Source organism: Actinomadura sp. NTSP31 (assembly GCF_041951385.1).
Taxonomy (GTDB): Bacteria; Actinomycetota; Actinomycetes; order Streptosporangiales; family Streptosporangiaceae; genus Spirillospora; species Spirillospora napierensis.
This window is the reverse complement of record NZ_JBGNUT010000003.1, coordinates 151,445-169,475: the sequence shown is the minus strand read 5'-3', so window position 1 is coordinate 169,475 and position 18,031 is coordinate 151,445. Positions and strand designations below refer to the sequence as shown.

General features: G+C 73.2%; 13 protein-coding genes. 5 read left to right on the top strand and 8 right to left on the bottom strand.

What is annotated here, in order from left to right:
* Position 1 precedes the first annotated feature (1 nt).
* The 4 genes from ACA514_RS05920 to ACA514_RS05905 all read left to right on the top strand — a co-directional run bounded on the left by ACA514_RS05920 (position 2) and on the right by ACA514_RS05905 (position 3,167).
* On the top strand, positions 2-130 hold the full coding sequence (locus ACA514_RS05920) for a hypothetical protein (RefSeq protein ID WP_375039980.1): 129 nt from the start codon (positions 2-4) through the stop codon (positions 128-130).
* Positions 131-189: 59 nt separating this feature from the next.
* Positions 190-993 carry an ArsR/SmtB family transcription factor gene (locus ACA514_RS05915; protein ID WP_375039979.1) on the top strand — a complete coding sequence of 268 codons (804 nt, stop codon included), beginning with the start codon at positions 190-192 and terminating at the stop codon, positions 991-993.
* A gap of 48 nt (positions 994-1,041) precedes the next feature.
* On the top strand, positions 1,042-1,536 hold the full coding sequence (locus tag ACA514_RS05910; RefSeq protein ID WP_375039978.1) for a hypothetical protein: 495 nt from the start codon (positions 1,042-1,044) through the stop codon (positions 1,534-1,536).
* A gap of 383 nt (positions 1,537-1,919) precedes the next feature.
* Positions 1,920-3,167, top strand: coding sequence for a DUF222 domain-containing protein (locus tag ACA514_RS05905; RefSeq protein ID WP_375039977.1), 1,248 nt, complete (start codon positions 1,920-1,922; stop codon positions 3,165-3,167).
* A gap of 205 nt (positions 3,168-3,372) precedes the next feature.
* On the opposite strand, the gene ACA514_RS05900 is transcribed toward ACA514_RS05905, so the two are convergent.
* The 6 genes from ACA514_RS05900 to ACA514_RS05875 all read right to left on the bottom strand — a co-directional run bounded on the left by ACA514_RS05900 (position 3,373) and on the right by ACA514_RS05875 (position 11,939).
* A complete protein-coding gene (locus tag ACA514_RS05900; RefSeq protein WP_375039976.1) occupies positions 3,373-4,152 on the bottom strand; it encodes an SDR family NAD(P)-dependent oxidoreductase in 780 nt (259 codons plus the stop codon).
* A gap of 61 nt (positions 4,153-4,213) precedes the next feature.
* The gene (locus ACA514_RS05895; protein ID WP_375039975.1) at positions 4,214-5,491 is read right to left on the bottom strand and encodes a sigma-70 family RNA polymerase sigma factor; all 1,278 of its coding nucleotides are present in this window, start codon (positions 5,489-5,491) and stop codon (positions 4,214-4,216) included.
* A gap of 22 nt (positions 5,492-5,513) precedes the next feature.
* Entirely contained in the window at positions 5,514-6,728 is a 1,215-nt protein-coding gene (locus ACA514_RS05890) for a PP2C family protein-serine/threonine phosphatase (RefSeq protein WP_375039974.1), read from the bottom strand.
* Positions 6,729-6,804: 76 nt separating this feature from the next.
* On the bottom strand, positions 6,805-7,866 hold the full coding sequence (locus tag ACA514_RS05885) for an acetate/propionate family kinase (protein ID WP_375039973.1): 1,062 nt from the start codon (positions 7,864-7,866) through the stop codon (positions 6,805-6,807).
* 12 nt (positions 7,867-7,878) lie between these two features.
* Positions 7,879-10,251, bottom strand: coding sequence for a phosphoketolase (locus ACA514_RS05880; RefSeq protein WP_375039972.1), 2,373 nt, complete (start codon positions 10,249-10,251; stop codon positions 7,879-7,881).
* A gap of 98 nt (positions 10,252-10,349) precedes the next feature.
* On the bottom strand, positions 10,350-11,939 hold the full coding sequence (locus ACA514_RS05875; protein WP_375039970.1) for a gamma-glutamyltransferase: 1,590 nt from the start codon (positions 11,937-11,939) through the stop codon (positions 10,350-10,352).
* A 396-nt stretch (positions 11,940-12,335) separates the two neighbouring features.
* Here ACA514_RS05875 and ACA514_RS05870 point away from each other — a divergent pair, with 396 nt between their 5' ends.
* The gene (locus tag ACA514_RS05870; protein ID WP_375039969.1) at positions 12,336-13,610 is read left to right on the top strand and encodes an amidase; all 1,275 of its coding nucleotides are present in this window, start codon (positions 12,336-12,338) and stop codon (positions 13,608-13,610) included.
* A gap of 36 nt (positions 13,611-13,646) precedes the next feature.
* Here ACA514_RS05870 and ACA514_RS05865 read toward each other — a convergent pair whose 3' ends face one another.
* Complete coding sequence (locus ACA514_RS05865; protein ID WP_375039968.1) at positions 13,647-15,206, bottom strand: toprim domain-containing protein; 1,560 nt, start codon at positions 15,204-15,206, stop codon at positions 13,647-13,649.
* Between the two features lie 57 nt (positions 15,207-15,263).
* On the bottom strand, positions 15,264-17,975 hold the full coding sequence (locus tag ACA514_RS05860) for an AAA family ATPase (protein WP_375039967.1): 2,712 nt from the start codon (positions 17,973-17,975) through the stop codon (positions 15,264-15,266).
* Positions 17,976-18,031: the final 56 nt, after the last annotated feature.

The following is an 18,031-nucleotide window of genomic DNA, read 5'->3' as shown; positions in this document are numbered from 1 at the left end:
CGTGGTCGCCGCCGCATTCATCGGGGTCGTCGCGGGCCTCGGGGACGTCATGAGCCGCCGCCTCATCGAGCTCGACCACCTGCCCGACGCCGAGTTCTCGAGGCTCCGGCCGGGCCTCAACTCGTCCTGAAGTGCCTGGTGGATGCCGTGTTTGACAATAGGCAGGTATTCACCTGCATAATGGGCGGTGTGAGCTTCGAAGCGATGGACGCGGCCTTCAAGGCACTCGCCGATCCCACCCGGCGGCTCCTGCTGGACCGGCTGCGCGAGCAGAACGGCCAGACGCTGAGGGAGCTGTGCGACCGCCTCGACATGGCGCGCCAGTCGGCGACCCAGCATCTGGACGTCCTCGTGCGGGCCGAGCTCGTGACCGTCGTGCGGCGCGGGCGGGAGCGGCTGCACTACCTCAACCCCGCGCCGATCCACGAGATCGAGGAGCGCTGGATCTCGGAGTTCGACAAGCCCCGTCTGCAAACGCTCAGTGCCATCAAGAACCGGGCAGAGGAGTACGCCATGACCGACACATCCAGTTCTGTGCCGAACTACGTCTACGTCACCTACATCCATGCGAGCGCGGAGCAGGTGTGGCAGGCCCTGACGGACGCGGACCTGACGGCGCGCTACTGGGGCCACGCGAACGTCTCGGACTGGCAGCCGGGCTCGCCTTGGGAACACCGGCGCGCGGACGGATCAGGCGTCGTCGACGTCGTCGGCCGGGTCCTCGAGACGGACCCTCCGAAGCGCCTGGTCGTCACCTTCGAGGACGCTCCCGACGCCGAAGGAACGAGGGAACCGTCGGTCGTGACGTTCCTCGTCGAGCCGCACCAGGACATCGTCCGCCTCACCGTGACCCACGAGAACCTTCCCAACGAGGAGATGCTCAACGGCATCTCGAGCGGTTGGCCGGCCGTGGTGGCGAACCTCAAGTCGCTGCTGGAGACCGGCGAGGTCCTTCCGCAGGCGCCATGGGAGATGTCTCCCGCGCACACCTGATCGTCGGGTTTCCTCGCGTCCTCGCCTGACGACTGCAGAAGGAAAAAGATGGACACCACGCCGCTTCGGGACGCCCACCAGGCGCTGCTGGACGCCGCTGCCACCGTGGCCGACACCGCGCCCGACGCCGTCCCGCCGCCGGGCGAATGGAACGCCGATCAGATCCTGGCGCACGTCACGATCGTCAATGCCACCACCATCGCCGCCATTGCCGCCGTCGCTGCGGGGGTGAACCCGACATATGACAACCGCATAGCCCAGGACACCTGGACGATCGACCGCGCCATCGCCCTCGCCGGCGGCAACGCAGGGCTCCGCGATCGCATCCGCCTGCAAGGAGAAGCCCTCTGTGCACTCGCTGGACCGATGCTGAGCGAAAGCGAGCTGGACGTGCCGGTGCCTACCTTGCTCGTTTCCAACAACACGCTTCTGGTCGATCAGTCCGTACCGCTGAGAGATCTGATCACTGGTCTCGCGGAGAACGAATTGCCTGGGCATGCCGCGCAACTTCTTGCTCTGCTTCCGGAGCGGATCGGCGTCTGATTTCCTGGCGCACGGCGGGTCGGCCCCATGGTGCATGGGATAAAGGGGCGGTGGGGGCGGCGCTGCGTACGGGGCCGCCTCTCAAAAGTCAAGGGCGCCTTCGGCGTCGCTTCGCGATGGACTTCGTCCACCCTTGACTTTCGAGCCTCTGCGGCCCCTAAGGCAGCGCAAACGGGCAGGCTCCGCCTGCCCCGCCCGGTCGCGCCACCCCCACCGCCCGCCCACGCCCGCGTGTTCAACAAGAAGGGTCAGTCGAACAATTAACAAACCGGCCGCGCGGGTCCGAGGCGCCACAGGTATATCCAGCCATACCTATCCCCGGAGCCACAGAATACGACCCCTTTCAAGCCGCGAATGTCGGCCACACAGGGTATGCTTTACCTATGCAATCAGTGACGGTCGACCTTGAGGCCGCGTCCACCATCCAATTGGTGGACGCGGTCTCAGCGATCGCCGCTGAACTCGCCCAGCGCGAAGCCCCGGAGTCGGCGGCGGCGTGTCTGGAACTCACTGAGAGCCTTGCCGCTGCCTGCGATATTCAGGAAAGCGCGCTCGCCGGTTTCATTCGCCGAGTCGATGCCACCGGCGAGCAGAAACGCTGGGGATATCCCTCCACCCGGGCGTGGTTGCGGTCCCGGCTGGGGATGCGGGAGAACCGCACCACCGAACGCCTGATCCTGGCCCGCCAGCGGCACCGCCTTCCCCAGGTCGCCGAACGCCTCGCCGCCGGGGAGTTGTCGTATGGGTACGCGGCCACGGTCGCGCAGAGTGTGGCCCGCTTGGAGGACACCGACTGCGCCGAAGCCGAGACAACCCTGCTGAGCTTCGTCGACCAGGGATTCTCAGCCGCGAAAGTGGCGGTGTTCGGCCGCCGCATCCGCGACGTGATCGCCGAACGCGACGGCACCGAGGCCGCACCTGGCGAGGACGTCAAGCGCGGGTACGTCAAGTCGTGGATCACCAGTACCGGTTCCCTGGACGGCGGCCGGTACATCAAGGGCTGGCTGAACGCCGAGGACGCCGCCATCTGGGACGGCACGCTCGCTCCGCTGGTCAAGCCGGCCGGGCCCGAGGACACCCGCGACGTCGGCGAACGCACCGCTGCCGCCCTGTCCAGCGTCCTGTCCGGCGGACACAAGGCCACCAAGGTCACCGTCATCTGCGACCTGGACACCCTGACCGGCGGCAACGCCCCGGCCCGCCTCACCGACGGGACACCGATCCCCGCCGCCCAAGCCCGCCGCATCGCCCTGTCGGCCGGAGTCTCACCGCTCCTGCTCGGACGAGGACACACGCCCCTTTACCTCGGCTACCGAGAACGGTTCGCCAGCGCCGCCCAACGGCAGGTGCTCGAAACCCTCTACCCGACATGCGCGGTCCGGGAATGTGAAATCCCCGGGACGTTGTGCGAGGTCGACCACGTCAACGGATGGGCCCTGGGAAACAGCCCCACCGACATCGACCAACTCGCACTGACCTGCGGGTGGCACAACCGCTTCAAACACACCAGCCCCCAGCAGATCGCCATCAGCAAAGATCCCGATGGGCGGTACGTCTACCGGTTGCTTCCACCACGAGACAGAGCGGCGCCCCGCGCGACCAGTCCGCCCGGTCTCGAATGGGCTGCTTGATCAATATGACGTCCAGGGATCGGCCGGTGTGCCGTCACGGTCTGCACCGGTCGGGCGGTTCGCGCCGCCCGTCACGCCACCATCCACTGCCGCTCCCCGCCGGACTGGGCGTATGCCGCGAGCTCGTCCGCCCGCTTACGCCTTGTTCGCCGGGGGAGGCGATGCCGGTTCCGTTGGGTGACCGGCATCGCCTTTCGCGGGGGTGTCAGTCGGTGAAGATGCCGCTGGTGGCGTTGACGAAGGTGCCGGTGATGGCGGCGGCGCCGTCGGAGGCGAGGAACGCGGCGGTGTCGGCGATCTGGGCGAGGGTGGGGGAGCGGCGGAGCAGGCGCATCTCGTCCAGGCGGGTGAGGAGGGCCTGGAAGGCGGCGTCGTCCATGGGCGGGCCGAACTGGGAGAGCTTCTCGGGGGAGAGGGTCTCGGGGAGGCCCGCCGTCCAGATGCCGACGACGCGGACGCCGGCGGGGCCGCATTCCTGGGCCAGGTTCCGGACGAGGGCGTCGATGGCCGCGTCCGCGGGGCCGGTGCCGCCCATCATCGGGCTGCCCTTCGCGGAGCCGCTGTTCAGCGCGAGGACGACGCCGGAGCCGCGCTCGGACATGTGGCGGGCGGCGGTCCGCGCGGTGATGAAGTTCGCGGTGACGCCGGTCGTGACGGGGCTGACGAAGTCGTCCACGGACATCTGGGTGAGGGGCATGCCCTGCACGTCGCCGCGCGTGACCAGGTTGAGGGAGACGTCGATGCCGCCGGCTTCGGCGACGCGGCGGGCGTGCGCCTCGACGGCCTTCTCGTCGAGGGCGTCGAGGACGGTCACGTCCGCGCGTCCGCCGTCGGCGGTGATGGCGGCGGCGACGGCGTCGAGGGGTTCGCGGGTGCGGCCGGCGAGGAAGACCGTGGCGCCCTGGCGGGCGAAGGCCGTCGCCACGGCGGTGCCGATCGAGCCGCCGGCGCCGTAGATGATCGCGTTCTTGTTCTCCAGCAGCATGGTCGTGTTCCGTTCTCGCGTTGGTGTCGGACGTACATGGAGACGCATGCGGCCGGAGAAATCATCGGTCCAGGGTCAGCGGCAGTCCGAAGGCGGGGAACAGGTGCGGTTCGAACGAGGTGATCTCGGCGATCAGGCCCTCCTCGATCCGCAGGACGTCGAGGACCTGCGCGCGGTAGACGCTCGTGCCGGGGCGCTGGACGTAGCCGCCGAGCGCGGGCCGGCCGTTGGCGCGGGTCGGCAGGTGCCGCCAGCGGCCGATGTACGCAGGTGAGGACGGGTCGAAGGTCTGGGAGAGCATGCCGATGATCGCGTCGCGGCCGCCGAACCAGATCGGGTTCGGGGGCATGGTGATGCGGACGTCCTCGCGCAGCATGGCGGTCATCGCGGACGTGTCGCCGTCGACGGCGGCCTTCATGTAGCGGTCGAGGAGGTCGCGTTCGGCCTCGGACGGGTCGGTGCCGCGCGCCCATTCGTCACGCCGTTCCGGGAGACGATCGCGGAGGGCGGGGCGGGCGCGCTGGAGGGCGCTGTTGACGGAGGCCACGGTCAGGTCGAGGGCGGTGGCGGTGTCGGCGGCGGGCAGGCCCAGCACGTCCCGCATGATCAGGACGGCGCGCTGCTTCGGCGGCAGGTGCTGGATCGCGGCGAGGAACACCAGCTCCATCGTCTCCGAGGTCTCCGCCGCCGCTTCGGGGTCGTCCGGGAAGGGCTGGAGCCAGGGCAGGAACGGTGGCGCGGTCACGTCGTTCGAGGGCGGGACGGGGGACGGGGCGTACCGCTGCGGGCGGCGTTCGTTGCGGCGCAGGAAGTCCAGGCAGGCGTTGGTGGCGATGGTGTAGAGCCAGGTGCGCGGGCTGGAGCGGCCCTCGAACGCTTCGCGGTTCCGCCACGCCTTCAGCAGGGTCTCCTGGACGAGGTCTTCGGAGTCGTCGTAGGAGCCGACCATCCGGTAGCAGTGCACCTGGAGTTCGCGCCGGTGCGGTTCGACGAGCCCGGCGAAGTCGATCTCGTCGCCGTCCCGGAGGGGATTCGTCACGGGTTCCGGTGTGACGGATCGCGCCGCGTCCTTCGCCACCCGCGCGATGCGGCGCAGCCGCCCGACCGACGAGGACAGGTCGCGCACGTCGGCGTAGAACGGCGCGGGGTCTTCGGGGGCGAGCCCTTTCACGCGGCGCTCGATGTCGGAGATCAGGTCGTGGACGGCCGCGCCGCCGGCCTGCCGCGTCCGGTACGCCTTCTGCCGGCACGCGGCCGAGCAGTACACCGACGCGCGTCCCGGACGCCCGTCCGGACGCGCCAGGGCCTTCCCGCACACCCGGCATGCGCCTTCCGTCATGCGCCCAGAGCGTAGGGCACGGTCAGGGTTTCCGCTGGAGCAGCAGGAGGGCGACGTCGTCGGGGGCCCGCTCGCGGCCGATCAGCGCGGCCGTCACCGCCGCGCCGACCTGCTCGGGGTCGCCCGCGTAGACGGCGCCGCACAGCCGTGCGATGCCGCTGTCGACCGAGTTGTCCCGCCGCTCGATCAGCCCGTCGGTGTAGAAGCACAGCAGGGCGCCGGGAGGCAGGTCGAACACCGTGGTCGTCCGGGGGATGTCGGCGGTGAAGCCGATCAGGAGGTCGAGCTTCATGTCGAGGGCCTCGGGCGGGCGTCCCGGCAGGGCGAGGACCGGGGGCGGGTGGCCGGCCGAGGATATCCGGATCCGGTCCAGGGAGGGGGCGCAGACCGCGTACAGCACGGTCGCCGTCGCGTTGGGCTCGAAATGCAGCATCTTGCGGTCGAGCTTGCCCAGGGTCTCCGCCGGGTCGGTCGTCTCCAGCGCGTAGGCGCGCAGCGTGCTGCGCATCCGGCCCATCACGACGGCGGCGGGCAGGCCGTGCCCCGCCACGTCCCCCATGACGATGCCGATCTCGCCGGAGGGGAGGGGGAAGACGTCGTACCAGTCGCCGCCGACGCTCTCCTTGCCGGGACGGTAGCGGGCGGCCATCTCGACACCGGGGATGTCCGGGAGGGCGGACGGGATCAGGCTGCGTTGCAGTTCCAGGGCGCCGGCGCGCTCGGCGCGGCTCATCAGCGATTGCACGGCCAGGGCGATGCGCGCCGCCGCGAACTGCAGGAACTCGGTTTCGTCCGCGGTGAACCGGCGCGGTGCCAGCGTGCCGACGTGCAGGACCCCGACCAGCCGTCCGCCGCCGATGAGGGGGACGCCGAGCAGGGAGCGCAGGCCCCGCTGGACCAGCAGCGGGTTGAACACGCCCGCGCTGGCCACGTCGGGGATGTAGACCGGTCGCCGCTCGGCGGCGACGCGTCCGGCGAAGCCCTGCCCCACGGGCACGTGCGCGCCCTGGCTGACCTCCTCCTCGATGCCCTTCGCCACCGTCGCCTCGAGGAGCCGCTCCTGCCGGTCCAGGAGCAGCACGACGGCGGTGTCCACGTCGAGGACGTGGCGGACGCGGTCGAGGAGGGTGTCCAGGAACTCGTCGACGTCCATGTGGGCGAGCGCCTCGTCGGTGATCGCCCGGATGTTCTCGAGCCTGCGGCTGAGGCTCTCCAGGTCGTCAGGCGGTCTGTCCATCGCCGTCATCGTATGCGTGATATCTGGCGCTTTACCGGCACTGGTGCAGTTTGGAGGATGTCATTGCCCGGGGGCGTCACCGGAGGCACCGCCGGACGCCCTCGGCGATCTCGAGGTCCTCGCGGGCGGTGACGACCAGGGTGCGGACGGCCGAACCGGGGGCCGTGACGTCGGTGTCGCCGCGGGCGCCGTCGTTGCGGTGCGGGTCGATGGACACGCCGAGGAACGCGAGGTCCTCGGCGAGGCGGTGGCGGACGGACGGGTCGTGCTCGCCGACGCCGCCGGTGAAGACGAGCGCGTCGAGGCCGCCGAGGGTGGCGGCCATCGCGGCGGCGCAGCCGCGCAGGCGGTGGTGGTAGACGTCGAGGGCGGCGAGGGCGGCGGCGTCGCGGGCTTCGGCGCGTTCGCGGATCTCGCGCATGTCGCCGGTCCCGGTGAGCCCGCGCAGGCCGGAGCGGCTCTCCAGGGCGTCGCCGACCTCGGACGCGGGAACGCCGTGCTTGATCAGCCATAGCGGGATGCCGGGGTCGACGCTGCCGGCGCGGGACGCCATGACGAGGCCCTCCAGGGGCGTGAAGCCCATCGTGGTGTCGACGGAGCGGCCTTCGGCGACGGCGGCGAGGGACGCGCCGGAGCCGAGGTGGCAGATCACCATCCGGTCGGGGACGGCGCCGAGGAGTTCGCCGGTGCGGCGGGCGGCGTAGGAGTACGACAGGCCGTGGAAGCCGTAGCGGCGCAGGCCGTACCGTTCGCGCCATTCGCCGGGCAGCGCGTAGGTGGCGGCGGCGTCCGGCAGGGTGGCGTGGAAGGCGGTGTCGAAGCAGGCCACGGCGGGGACGTCCGGCAACGCGCCGGTGATCTCCGACAGCGCGTGCAGCGACGCGGGCTGGTGCAGCGGGGCGAGGTCGGCGAGCGCCTCCAGGCGTTCGGTGACCTTCGCGTCGACCACGACCGGTCCGGTGAAGTCGGGGCCGCCGTGCACGAAGCGGACGCCGACCGCGTCGGGTCGCGGCATGTCCGCGACCATCGGCGCGATCTCGTGGCGGGCGCCGGCGTTCTCGGTGACGACGGAGCCGTCCGGGTCGAGGAGGCTCAGCTTCAGGCTGCTCGACCCCGGGTTGACGGTGAGGATGCGCATCGGCACGGCCTCCTAGTAGGGCCAGGTCCAGTCGCGGACCTCGGCCGCGTCCTCGCCGTGCTCGCGGGTGTGGGCGCGCAGGGCGAGGCGCTGGTCGGCCATGCGCTGGCGGATGTGGGCGACGCGGCCGCCGAGGGACGGGACGCGGTCGATGACGTCCATGACGAGGTGGAAGCGGTCGAGGTCGTTCAGCATCACCATGTCGAAGGGCGTGGTGGTGGTGCCCTCCTCCTTGTAGCCGCGGACGTGCAGGTGGTCGTGGCCGTGGCGGCGGTAGGCGAGCCGGTGGATCAGGTACGGGTATCCGTGGAAAGCGAAGATGACCGGTTTGTCGGTCGTGAAGAGGGCGTCGTACTCGCGGTCGGGCAGCCCGTGCGGGTGCTCGGTGTCGGGTTCGAGGCGCATGAGGTCCACGACGTTCACCACGCGGACGCGCAGGTCGGGGAACAGTTGGCGGAGGATGTCGACGGCGGCGAGCGTCTCCAGCGTCGGGATGTCGCCCGCGCACGCCATGACGACGTCGGGATCGGCGCCGCCGTCGGTGGACGCCCATTCCCAGATGCCGATTCCGCGCGTGCAGTGGGCGATCGCCTGATCCATGGGCAGCCAGTTCAGCGCGGGCTGCTTCCCCGCGACGATGACGTTGACGTAGTCGCGGGAGCGCAGGCAATGGTCGCCGACCGACAGCAGCGTGTTGGCGTCCGGCGGCAGGTAGACCCGGACGATTTCCGGCTTCTTGTTCATGACCACGTCCAGGAAGCCGGGGTCCTGGTGGGTGAAGCCGTTGTGGTCCTGCCGCCACACGTGCGACGACAGCAGGTAGTTCAGCGACGCGATCGGGCGCCGCCACGGCAGGTGCCGCGTGACCTTCAGCCATTTCGCGTGCTGGTTGAACATCGAGTCGACGATGTGGACGAACGCCTCGTAGCTGTTGAACAGGCCGTGCCGCCCGGTCAGCAGGTAGCCCTCCAGCCAGCCCTGGCACAGGTGCTCGCTGAGCACCTCCATGACCTGGCCGTGCGGGCCCTGGTGCTCGTCGGTGGCCAGCCGCTCGCCCTCGAAGACCCGGTCGGTGGCCTCGAAGACGTCGCCGAGCCGGTTGGAGGCGGTCTCGTCCGCGCCCATGATGCGGAAGTTGGACGGGTTGCCCTTCACCACGTCCCGCAGGAACGTCCCGAGCACGCGGGTGGCCTCGGACGTCGTCGTGCCGGGCTTGCCGACCTCGACGGCGTAGTCGCGGAAGTCGGGCAGGGCCAGCGGCCGGAGCAGGAGCCCGCCGTTGGCGTGCGGGTTGGCGCTCATCCGGCGCCCGCCGTCGGGCGCCAGCGCGGTCAGCGCGGGAACCGGGCGCCCCGCCTCGTCGAACAGCTCGCCGGGACGGTAGGAGAGCAGCCATTCCTCCAGCTGCGCCAGGTGCTCGGGATCGTCGCAGACGCCGGTGAGCGGCACCTGGTGGGCCCGCCACGTGTTCTCGACGGGCAGGCCGTCGACCTCCTTCGGCCCGGTCCAGCCCTTCGGCGACCGCAGGACGATCATCGGCCAGCGGCGCCGCGGGACGTCGTCGCCGGTGCGGGCGGCCCGCTGGATGCCGGCGATCTCGTCCAGCGCCTGGTCGAGCGCGAGGGCCATTTTCCGGTGCATCGACTCCGGCTCGTCCCCGCTCACGATGATGGGCCGGTGCCCGTAGCCGTCGAGGAGCTGGACGAGCTCCTCCTCGGAGATCCGCGCCAGCACCGACGGGTTGGCGATCTTGTAGCCGTTGAGGTGCAGGATCGGCAGCACCGCCCCGTCCCGGGCGGGATCCACGAACTTGGTGGAGTGCCAGGACGCCGCGAGCGGGCCGGTCTCCGCCTCGCCGTCCCCGACGATGCAGGCGACGACCAGGTCCGGGTTGTCGAACGCGGCCCCGTAGGCGTGCGCGAGCGAGTACCCCAGCTCGCCGCCCTCGTGGATCGATCCGGGCGTCTCGGGCGCGACGTGGCTCGGGATGCCGCCGGGGAACGAGAACTGCCGGAACAGCCGCCGCATGCCGGGCTCGTCGCGCGACACGTCCGGATACACCTCGCTGTAGGTGCCCTCCAGCCAGGCGTTCGCGACCGCGGCCGGGCCGCCGTGCCCGGGCCCCATGATGTAGATCATGTCGAGGTCGCGCGCCTTGATGACCCGGTTCAGGTGGGCGTAGCAGAAGTTCAGGCCGGGGGAGGTGCCCCAGTGCCCGAGCAGCCGCGGCTTGATGTGCCGGCGCCGGAGCGGCTCCCGCAGCAGCGGGTTGCCCAGCAGATAGATCTGCCCTACCGAAAGGTAATTCGCGGCTCTCCAGTACGCGTCGATCCGCCGGACCTCGTCGTCGGACACGGGGGTCGGCGCGGTGGCGGCCTCGGTCATGGCGCGGTCCCTTCGGTGCTCGGCGGACGCCCGGAAAGAACGACGTCCCCGCAATCGCCCCCGTCAACCGCCTCGCCCCCGTCGGCCGCATCACCCGGTCAACCGCAGCGGCGGAACCTCGATCGCGGCGGGTCGGGCGACGGCGCCCGGGGAAGCGCGAACGGGCACGGCCCGTCGCCGCGCAGGCCGCCGCCGGGGGAGGCCGCGATGAGCTGGGCCTCGCCGAACTCGTCGTCCTCGGTGGCCGCGCGGACGAGGTGGCCGTAGCCGGGGAGGCGCCGGGCCCAGGCGTCCGGGGCGCCGGCCTGCAGGTCGAGCCGGATCGGGGCGCCGGCCTGCGAGGTCTCGAACGGCCCGAGCCCGCCGGCGAGGCGCCACCGGGGCGCGGCCAGGGCGTCCTCCGGCGCCGCGCCGGTCAGCAGCCGCACGAGGACCTGCAGGACGATCTGCGGCTGGAGCCCGCCGCCGGTGCAGCCGGCGACCGCTCGGAACGTGCCATCGGGGCCGGTCGCGAGGACCGGGACGAGGGTGTGCGGCGGCCGGCGCCGCGGCCCGTACTCGGCGGGTGCGCCGGGCGCCAGCGTGAAACCGGTGCCGCGGTTCTGGAGGTTGATCCCGGTCGCGGGCTCGAACAGGAGCGAGCCGAGGCCGTTGCCGTTCGACTGCTGGAGCGAGACGGCGGTGCCCCGGTCGTCCACGGCGCAGACGCAGGTCGCGTCGCCGGACGCGATGGTCCCGCGCCGCCGCTCGTGCCGGGCCGGGTCGATCGCGGCGCGCAGCGCCTCGATGCGGCCCGGCCGGAGGGGCGTCCCCGGATCGGCGGGCTCGCCGGTGGCCGCCAGCACGGACTCCGCCAGCAGGTGCGCCCAGCCGGGGTCGGCGGGGGTGGGCAGGTCGAGGCCGGCGGCGATCGCGAGCGCGGCGAGCAGCACGTGGCCCGGCGAGTTCGGCGGGGCCGTCCACACGTCGTGCCCGAACGCGCGGACGCCGAGGGGGCGCTGCCACTCGGCGGCGGGCTCGGCGAGGTCGGACGGCGCGAACAGGCCGCGGCCGATGCGCAGCAGGCCGGCCCCGAACTCGCCCTCGTAGAATCCCGCGCGGCCCGCCGCGGCCACGGCGCGCAGCGCGCGGCCGATACCGGGCCGTTTCACCTGCTCGCCGGGGCGTGTCGGCCACGCGAGCCCGTCGCCGCCCGCGGCGTCCCGGCAGGCCGCGACGAGGCCGGGGGTGGCGGTGAAGCCCCGCTCCGCGTGCAGGACGGCCGACTCCAGCACCTCGGCGAGCGGCATCCGGCCGTAGCGGGCGTGCAGCGCGAGCCAGCCGTCCACGCAGCCGGGGACGGTCACTGACCGGACGTCGTGCCGGACGGGCATCCGGCGGCGGCCCTCCGCGCGCAGCGCCGCTGCGTCGGCGCCCGACCCGGCGCGGCCGGAGGCGTTCAGCGCCGCCGGCGGCCCCGGACCGTCCCGTTCGAGCGCGTGGACCAGCGCGAACAGGTCGCCGCCCATCCCGCAGCACTGCGGCGCGACCACCGCGAGCACCGCGTTCGCCGCCACCGCGGCGTCGGCCGCGGACCCGCCGGCCCGCAGGATCGCCAGGCCCGCCGAGGACGCGCGGTGATCGGCGGTGCAGATCATCGCGCGGTCGGCGGTGCCGGTGATCTCCTGCTGGTCCACCGGCGCGTTCACGCAACCGACGGTAGTTGCCGAAAGCCCCAGATGAAAGGCCTTGTCAGCGCATTTGACAGCCGGGCCGGGGCGGAGTGAGGGCGGCCGGGGAGGCCACGGCGGCGGGTGCGCGCCTACAGACCGCGCCGCCGTGGCCCCGTCCCCCCACCCGGCTGTGGACGGCACCGGTTACAGGGGCGGCGGACGGGCCGCCGCCCCGCCCCCCAGCGAACCGGCGGGAACGCCTCCACAAGGTGCGATGAAGCTTGCCGCGTACTCGCGCGTAGGTTCACACGTCCGGCGGTGCCGTCGCCGAACGGTCGGATTCGTGCGGCGAGCGGGCGGCGGGCCGCTTGACGGCGGAGCACGGCGCGGGCCATGCTACCCAAACGTTTGGGCAACGCCGCGGGAGGCGCGATGACCGGATCGTTCACGGGCTGGACCCTCGACGCCCTGGGCCGCGACCTGCGGTCGGGCGCCGCGACGGCCACCGGGCTGCTCGGCCGCGCCCTGGCGTCGATCGACCCGTCCCTCAACGCGTTCGCGACCGTGGACGCCGAGGGCGCGGCGGCCGCCGCCCGCGTCCTCGACGAGGAGCTCGCCGCCGGCCGCGACCGCGGCCCGCTGCACGGCGTCCCCGTCGGCGTCAAGGACGTCATCGACGTCGCGGGCCTGCCCACCGGGATGGGATCCGCGCACTTCGACGGGCACGTCGCCGACGGCGACGCGGCCTGCGTCACCCGCCTCCGCGAGGCCGGCGCGGTCATCGTCGGCAAGACCACCACCCACGAGTTCGCCTACGGCGCGAGCGGCGACACCGCCGTGAACGGCCCCTCCCGCAATCCGCACGACCCGTCCCGGATCTCCGGCGGGTCCAGCGGCGGCAGCGCCGTGGCGGTCGCCGCGGGCATGGTCCCGCTCGCCCTCGGCACCGACACCGGCGGATCCGTCCGCATCCCGGCCGCGCTCTGCGGCGTCGCCGGGTTCAAGCCCGCCTACGACGCCGTCCCGACCGGCGGCGTCTTCCCGCTCTCGGTCTCGTTCGACCACGTCGGCGTCCTCGCCGCGACTGCCGCCGACTGCCGGACCGCCTACCGGGCCCTGACGCGCCGCCCGCACGACGTCCCCGTCCCGCCCGGCGACCTGCGCGTGGCGCGGATCGAGGGCGTCCCGGTCGCCGACGAGGTCGCCGACGCCGTCCGGCGGCTCGTCCCGGACGCGCCCACCGAACACGTCGACCTGCGGGCACTGCGCCGCGTCTTCGCCGCGATCCAGGACAGCGAGGCGTACGACGTGCACGCCGAACGCGTCGCGGTCGCCCCGGAGCTGTACCAGCGGGTCACGCTCGACCGGCTGCGCCGCGCCGAGCGGGTGCCCGGCTGGCGGTACGTCCGGGCATGCCGCGAGCGGGCGCGGCTCGCCGAGGAGGCCGCCGAGCTGCTGCGCCGGTACGACGTGCTCGCGCTCCCGACCGTCCCGATCACCGCCCCCGAGATCGGGCAGGGCGAGTGCGAGCTGGGCCCGGTGCAGCCGGCCCTGCTCAGCATGACCTGCGCCTGGAACGTCCTCGGCCTGCCCGCCCTCAGCGTTCCCGCCGGGACGGCCGGCGGCCTGCCCGTCGGCCTCCAGCTCGTCACGGCCGCGGGCCGCGAGGACCGGTTGTTCGCCTTCGCCGAAAGGATCGCGCCGTGACCGGCCGCGCCGGCACCGCCTTCATCGGGGCCGCGATCAAGGACGTCCTCGGCGGGTGAGGTGGTCGGTGAGGGCCTCGGTGACCAGCGGCACCGGGAGCGCGGTGCGCGCCGCGAGGCGGACGACCTGGCGGGCGGCCCCGGACGGGCGGGCCGCGATGGGCGCGCAGGCGGCGCGGAGGGCGGCCAGCCGCTGCTCCGGCGTGCTGAGGGAACCGCCCGCGCGGTCCGCCGCCGCGTCCACGACCGCGTCCATCAGCGGGACCGCGGTGTCCAGGGCCTGACGGAGCGCGGCGCCGCCCTGCCCGGCCAGGATGCCGGCGGGGTCGCGGCCCTCGGGGAGGCGGGCGAGGTCGAGCGGGCCGCCGACCCGGCTCAGCACGTCCCACGCGCGGACGGCGGCCGAACGTCCGGCCGGGTCGTCGTCCAGGGCGATCAGGACGCCCGCCGCGGCGAGGTCGGCGGCGTCCGCCAGCGCGGCCAGGTGGGCGGCGGTCAGGGACAGCCCGCAGGTCGCGACCGGTGCGAGCTCCCGCGGCTCCGCCATCGCGACGGCGATGGCGTCCAGCGGCCCTTCGACCAGCACCGGACGCGCGCCCGCCGCGAGCCGCTCGCGGGCCTCGTGCAGGCCGTAGAGGAGTTCGCGCTTGTGGAAGAAGTCCGTGTCGGGGCCGTTGAGGTACTTCGGCCCTTCGGCGTCGTCGGCGCGCCGGCCGATGAACCCGGCGACCGTGCCGTCCGGGTGCCGGATGGCGAACATCGCGCGGTCCCGGAACATGTCGTGCAGCCGTCCCGCGCCGCCGCGCCGCGCCAGCCCGGAGGCCGCGATCGCCTCGTCGCCGTGGCCGAGGGATCGCAGATGGTCGATGAGGGCGTGCGCGGCGTCCGGCGCATAGCCGATCTGGCGGCGGCGCTGCACGGGCGGCGGGAACCCGCGCCAGTCCAGGTAGGCGGGCACCCAGCTCCCCTTGAGGCGGGACCGGAAGAAGCGGTGCGCGTCCGGCAGCACCCCGCCGGACGGGTCGCACGCGCGGTCGTGGACGCGGCGCGCCGTCCGCAGGATCCGGTCGCCGGCCGCCGGGCCCGCCCAGAACGCGTTCACCGGGAAGACCGGCGGGTCCGGATCGAGGCCGAGCCACGACAGGACCAGGTACGCGACCGAGTCCGCCTCCACCCGCCGGACGCCCTCGCCTCCCCGGCACAGGTCGGCGGCCAGCCGGCGGACGGCCTCCTCGGACACCCGGCACCGCCCGCCGGCGCCGGGCGGCAGCGGGAGGCCCGCCGTCTGGGCGATGTCGAACACCGCGTACGGCCGGCCCGCCCGCGACAGCACGCGGATGCCGGTCTCGCCCCTGCTCACCTGCCGTCCGGCGGCCCGCCAGTCCGCGTAGGAGCGGACGTCGGTCGCGGCGCGCCACTGGGCGCCGATCAGCAGCGTGTTGACGTAGCCGTGGCGCCGCCCGTGCAGGACGGCCCGGTCGAGCCACCATGTCCACGGGCGGGTGCCGTCGCGCAGCAGGGACGTCTCGTGGGCGGCCATGTCGCTCAGCAGCGCGGCCAGGCGGCGCTGGTCGTCCTCCCAGGGGGTCGCGGTCACGGGTCTCCCTCGCCTTCGCGGTCGGACGGGGAAGCCGCTTACGTCATACCCGGTGCGCTACAGGTACAGGCCGAAGAACTCCTCCGGATGTTCCAGCAGCGGCGGCAGGTCCTCGGCGGTGAGGGTGATCAGGTCCTTCTTCGCGGGCGGCTTCGCCGGCACGGCGTCACCGGACGCGCCGACGGCCACCGACGCGATCCGGTCGGCCTGGTTGGCGACGGCGACGTCCAGCAGGTTGCGCATCAGCCGGCCGTTGCCGAACGACGGACCGCGCGGCGCCCTGCGCAGCATCGAGCGCAGCACGTCCTCGGTGCCGGGCGCGAGGCGGAACCCGTCGGCCTCGGCGAGCTGCCCGAACACCGTGATCAGCTCGTCGTCGGTGTAGTCGGGGAAGTGGATCTGCTTGGGGAAGCGCGAGTCCAGGCCGGGGTTGGCGGACAGGAACTCGACCATCTCCTGCTCGTAGCCGGCGACGATCACCACGAGGTCGTCGCGGTGGTCCTCCATCAGCTTGACCAGCTCGGCGATGGCCTCGTGGCCGTAGTCGCCCTTCAGCGGCGACTGGGTGAGGGTGTACGCCTCGTCGATGAACAGCACGCCGCCGATCGCCCGCTCGACCAGCCGGCGGGTGCGCGGCGCGGTCTGGCCGATGTACTCGCCGACCAGGTGCGCGCGGGACGCCTCGACCAGGTGCCCGGACGACAGCACGCCGAGCTTCTTGTAGATCCGGCCGAGCAGCCGCGCCACCATCGTCTTGCCGGTGCCGGGGTTGCCGGTGAACACCATGTGCCGCGTCGGCGGGGTGATCCGCAGGCCGGACTCGCTGCGCAGCCGCGCCGCGTGCGTGCCCGCGACCAGCAGCGCGATCTCGTGCTTGACGGTCTCCAGGCCGGTGAGGTCGCGCAGCTCGTGCAGCGGGTTCCCGGCCGACTGCGCGGTGTCCAGGGCCGCGGGAACGTCGCCCTTGCGCACGACGATCTCGGCGCCGCCCTCCGTGCGGGCCCGGACCGCCGCGACGACCTGGTCCGCGAGGTAGGGCGCCAGCCGCGCGTTGCGCAGCGACTGCATCGGCGGCGTCGCGGCCAGCAGCGCCCCCGCCGCCTCGACGGCCTGCCGGGTGGCGCGGGCGCCGTGCCGCTCCAGCGCGCGGCGGAACAGCTCCGCGTGGCCCCGCGCGGTGAACGGCGCGGTCCGCGCGATCCGGAACCGGCCGGGCAGGACCGGGTTGACGTCGCGGATCCGCTCCTCGCCCCCCGCGTCGCACAGCACGACCAGGTTCAGCTCGGGGTGGATCGCCAGCAGCCGGTGCAGCTCGTCGGCGATGGCCTCGCCGTTGCCGGGGTCGGCGACGATGCCGTCCAGCCCGTCGATGACCAGCAGCCGGTCGCCGGCGCAGTCGCGGGCGTCGGCGTGCAGCTTGGCGACCGCGTCCGACAGCCGCTGCCCGGCGTACAGGTTGTCGGTGACCCACAGCGGGTCGCGGCCGAGCGCGAGCGCCTTGCCGAGCTCCTGCGCCGCGTCCCGCTTGCCGGTGCCGTCCGGTCCGGCGATCAGCAGCCGGACGGGGTCCTTGCCGCGGGTCAGCTCCTCCAGCGCGGCGGTCAGCTCGGGCTGCTCGACCAGCGTGCTGGCCAGCGCGGCGCGCGTCCCGGACGCCGCGGCGCCCGGCTCGCCGTCCGGGCCGGACTCCTCGGCCCCGGCGGGCGCCTTCAGGGTCTCGGTGAGCGGGTTGACGACGCGGCGGCGCGGCGCGTACAGCCGCCGCAGGTCGGTCTGGAACTGCCCGACCGGGATCCACTCGGCCTTCGGGAACCACGGGTCGCCGGGCAGGCCCTGCACGATCGCGACGAACCGCATCGCCATGTCGAGCCAGGCGCGGCACGCGTCGGCGGCGCCCGCGACCAGCGCGCGGACCAGCCAGGCGCGGGTGCGCTGCTGCCAGGCGTCGGCCTTGAAGCCGCGGCGCTCGGCGGGGAAGCGCTGCTGCAGGTCGTGGTAGCGGTCCTCGCCGAGGGCGGCGGCCAGCTCCGCCGGGACGTGCTCCATGCTGCCCTGCAGCAGCAGCTGGATCAGGTGCGACTCGACCGACTCGTCCCGCGGCGCGGCCTCGGCCAGGATCCCGTACGCGGCGAGCAGGCCCTCGCAGACCCAGTCGAGGTAGCCGACGGGGCCGAGCAGCTCGGGGACGGCGGCGACGATGTCGTCGCCGGCGTGCGCGTGCCAGTGCTCGCGCAGCTCCATCTTGGGCAGGTTCACGTCGCACTCGGGCGGGTCGGAGTACAGCCGCAGCAGCGCCTTGCGGCGCTCCTCCAGCGGCTCGACGCCCTCCAGCACGCCCAGGCACTCGCGGGCCAGCTCGATCGCCAGCTCCCGGTCGGGCGCCTCGATCAGCCAGTCCACCGGGGGCCGCCACCGGCCGCCCGGCGCGTCCCAGCGGGTCATCCGGGTGCTCAGCGCGCCGGGGTTGGCCAGGTGCCGGTGCAGCAGCCGCTCGGGCAGCTGCGACCACGACCCCGCCTTGATCGCGCCGCCGCCCGGCAGGAACGCCAGGATGCCGAAGATCTCCGCGGTGACCAGCGAGGCGGGCAGCGTCAGCAGCTTGTGCTCGTCGGTGGTGAGGTCCGCGGCGCGGGGGTCGTTCGCCAGCGCGTCGATGCGCGCCGAGATGTCCTCGAACAGCCCGTCCGGGACGCGCCACGGCCCGTGCGCGTAGACGTCGAGCACCGGCTCGTCGGTGAGCAGTAGCTCCAGATGCTCCGGCAGCCGCAACGCGTTCCTCCAAGAGAGATCAAAGCAGGGGTACAGCCTACGTTCAGGCGCGGAGT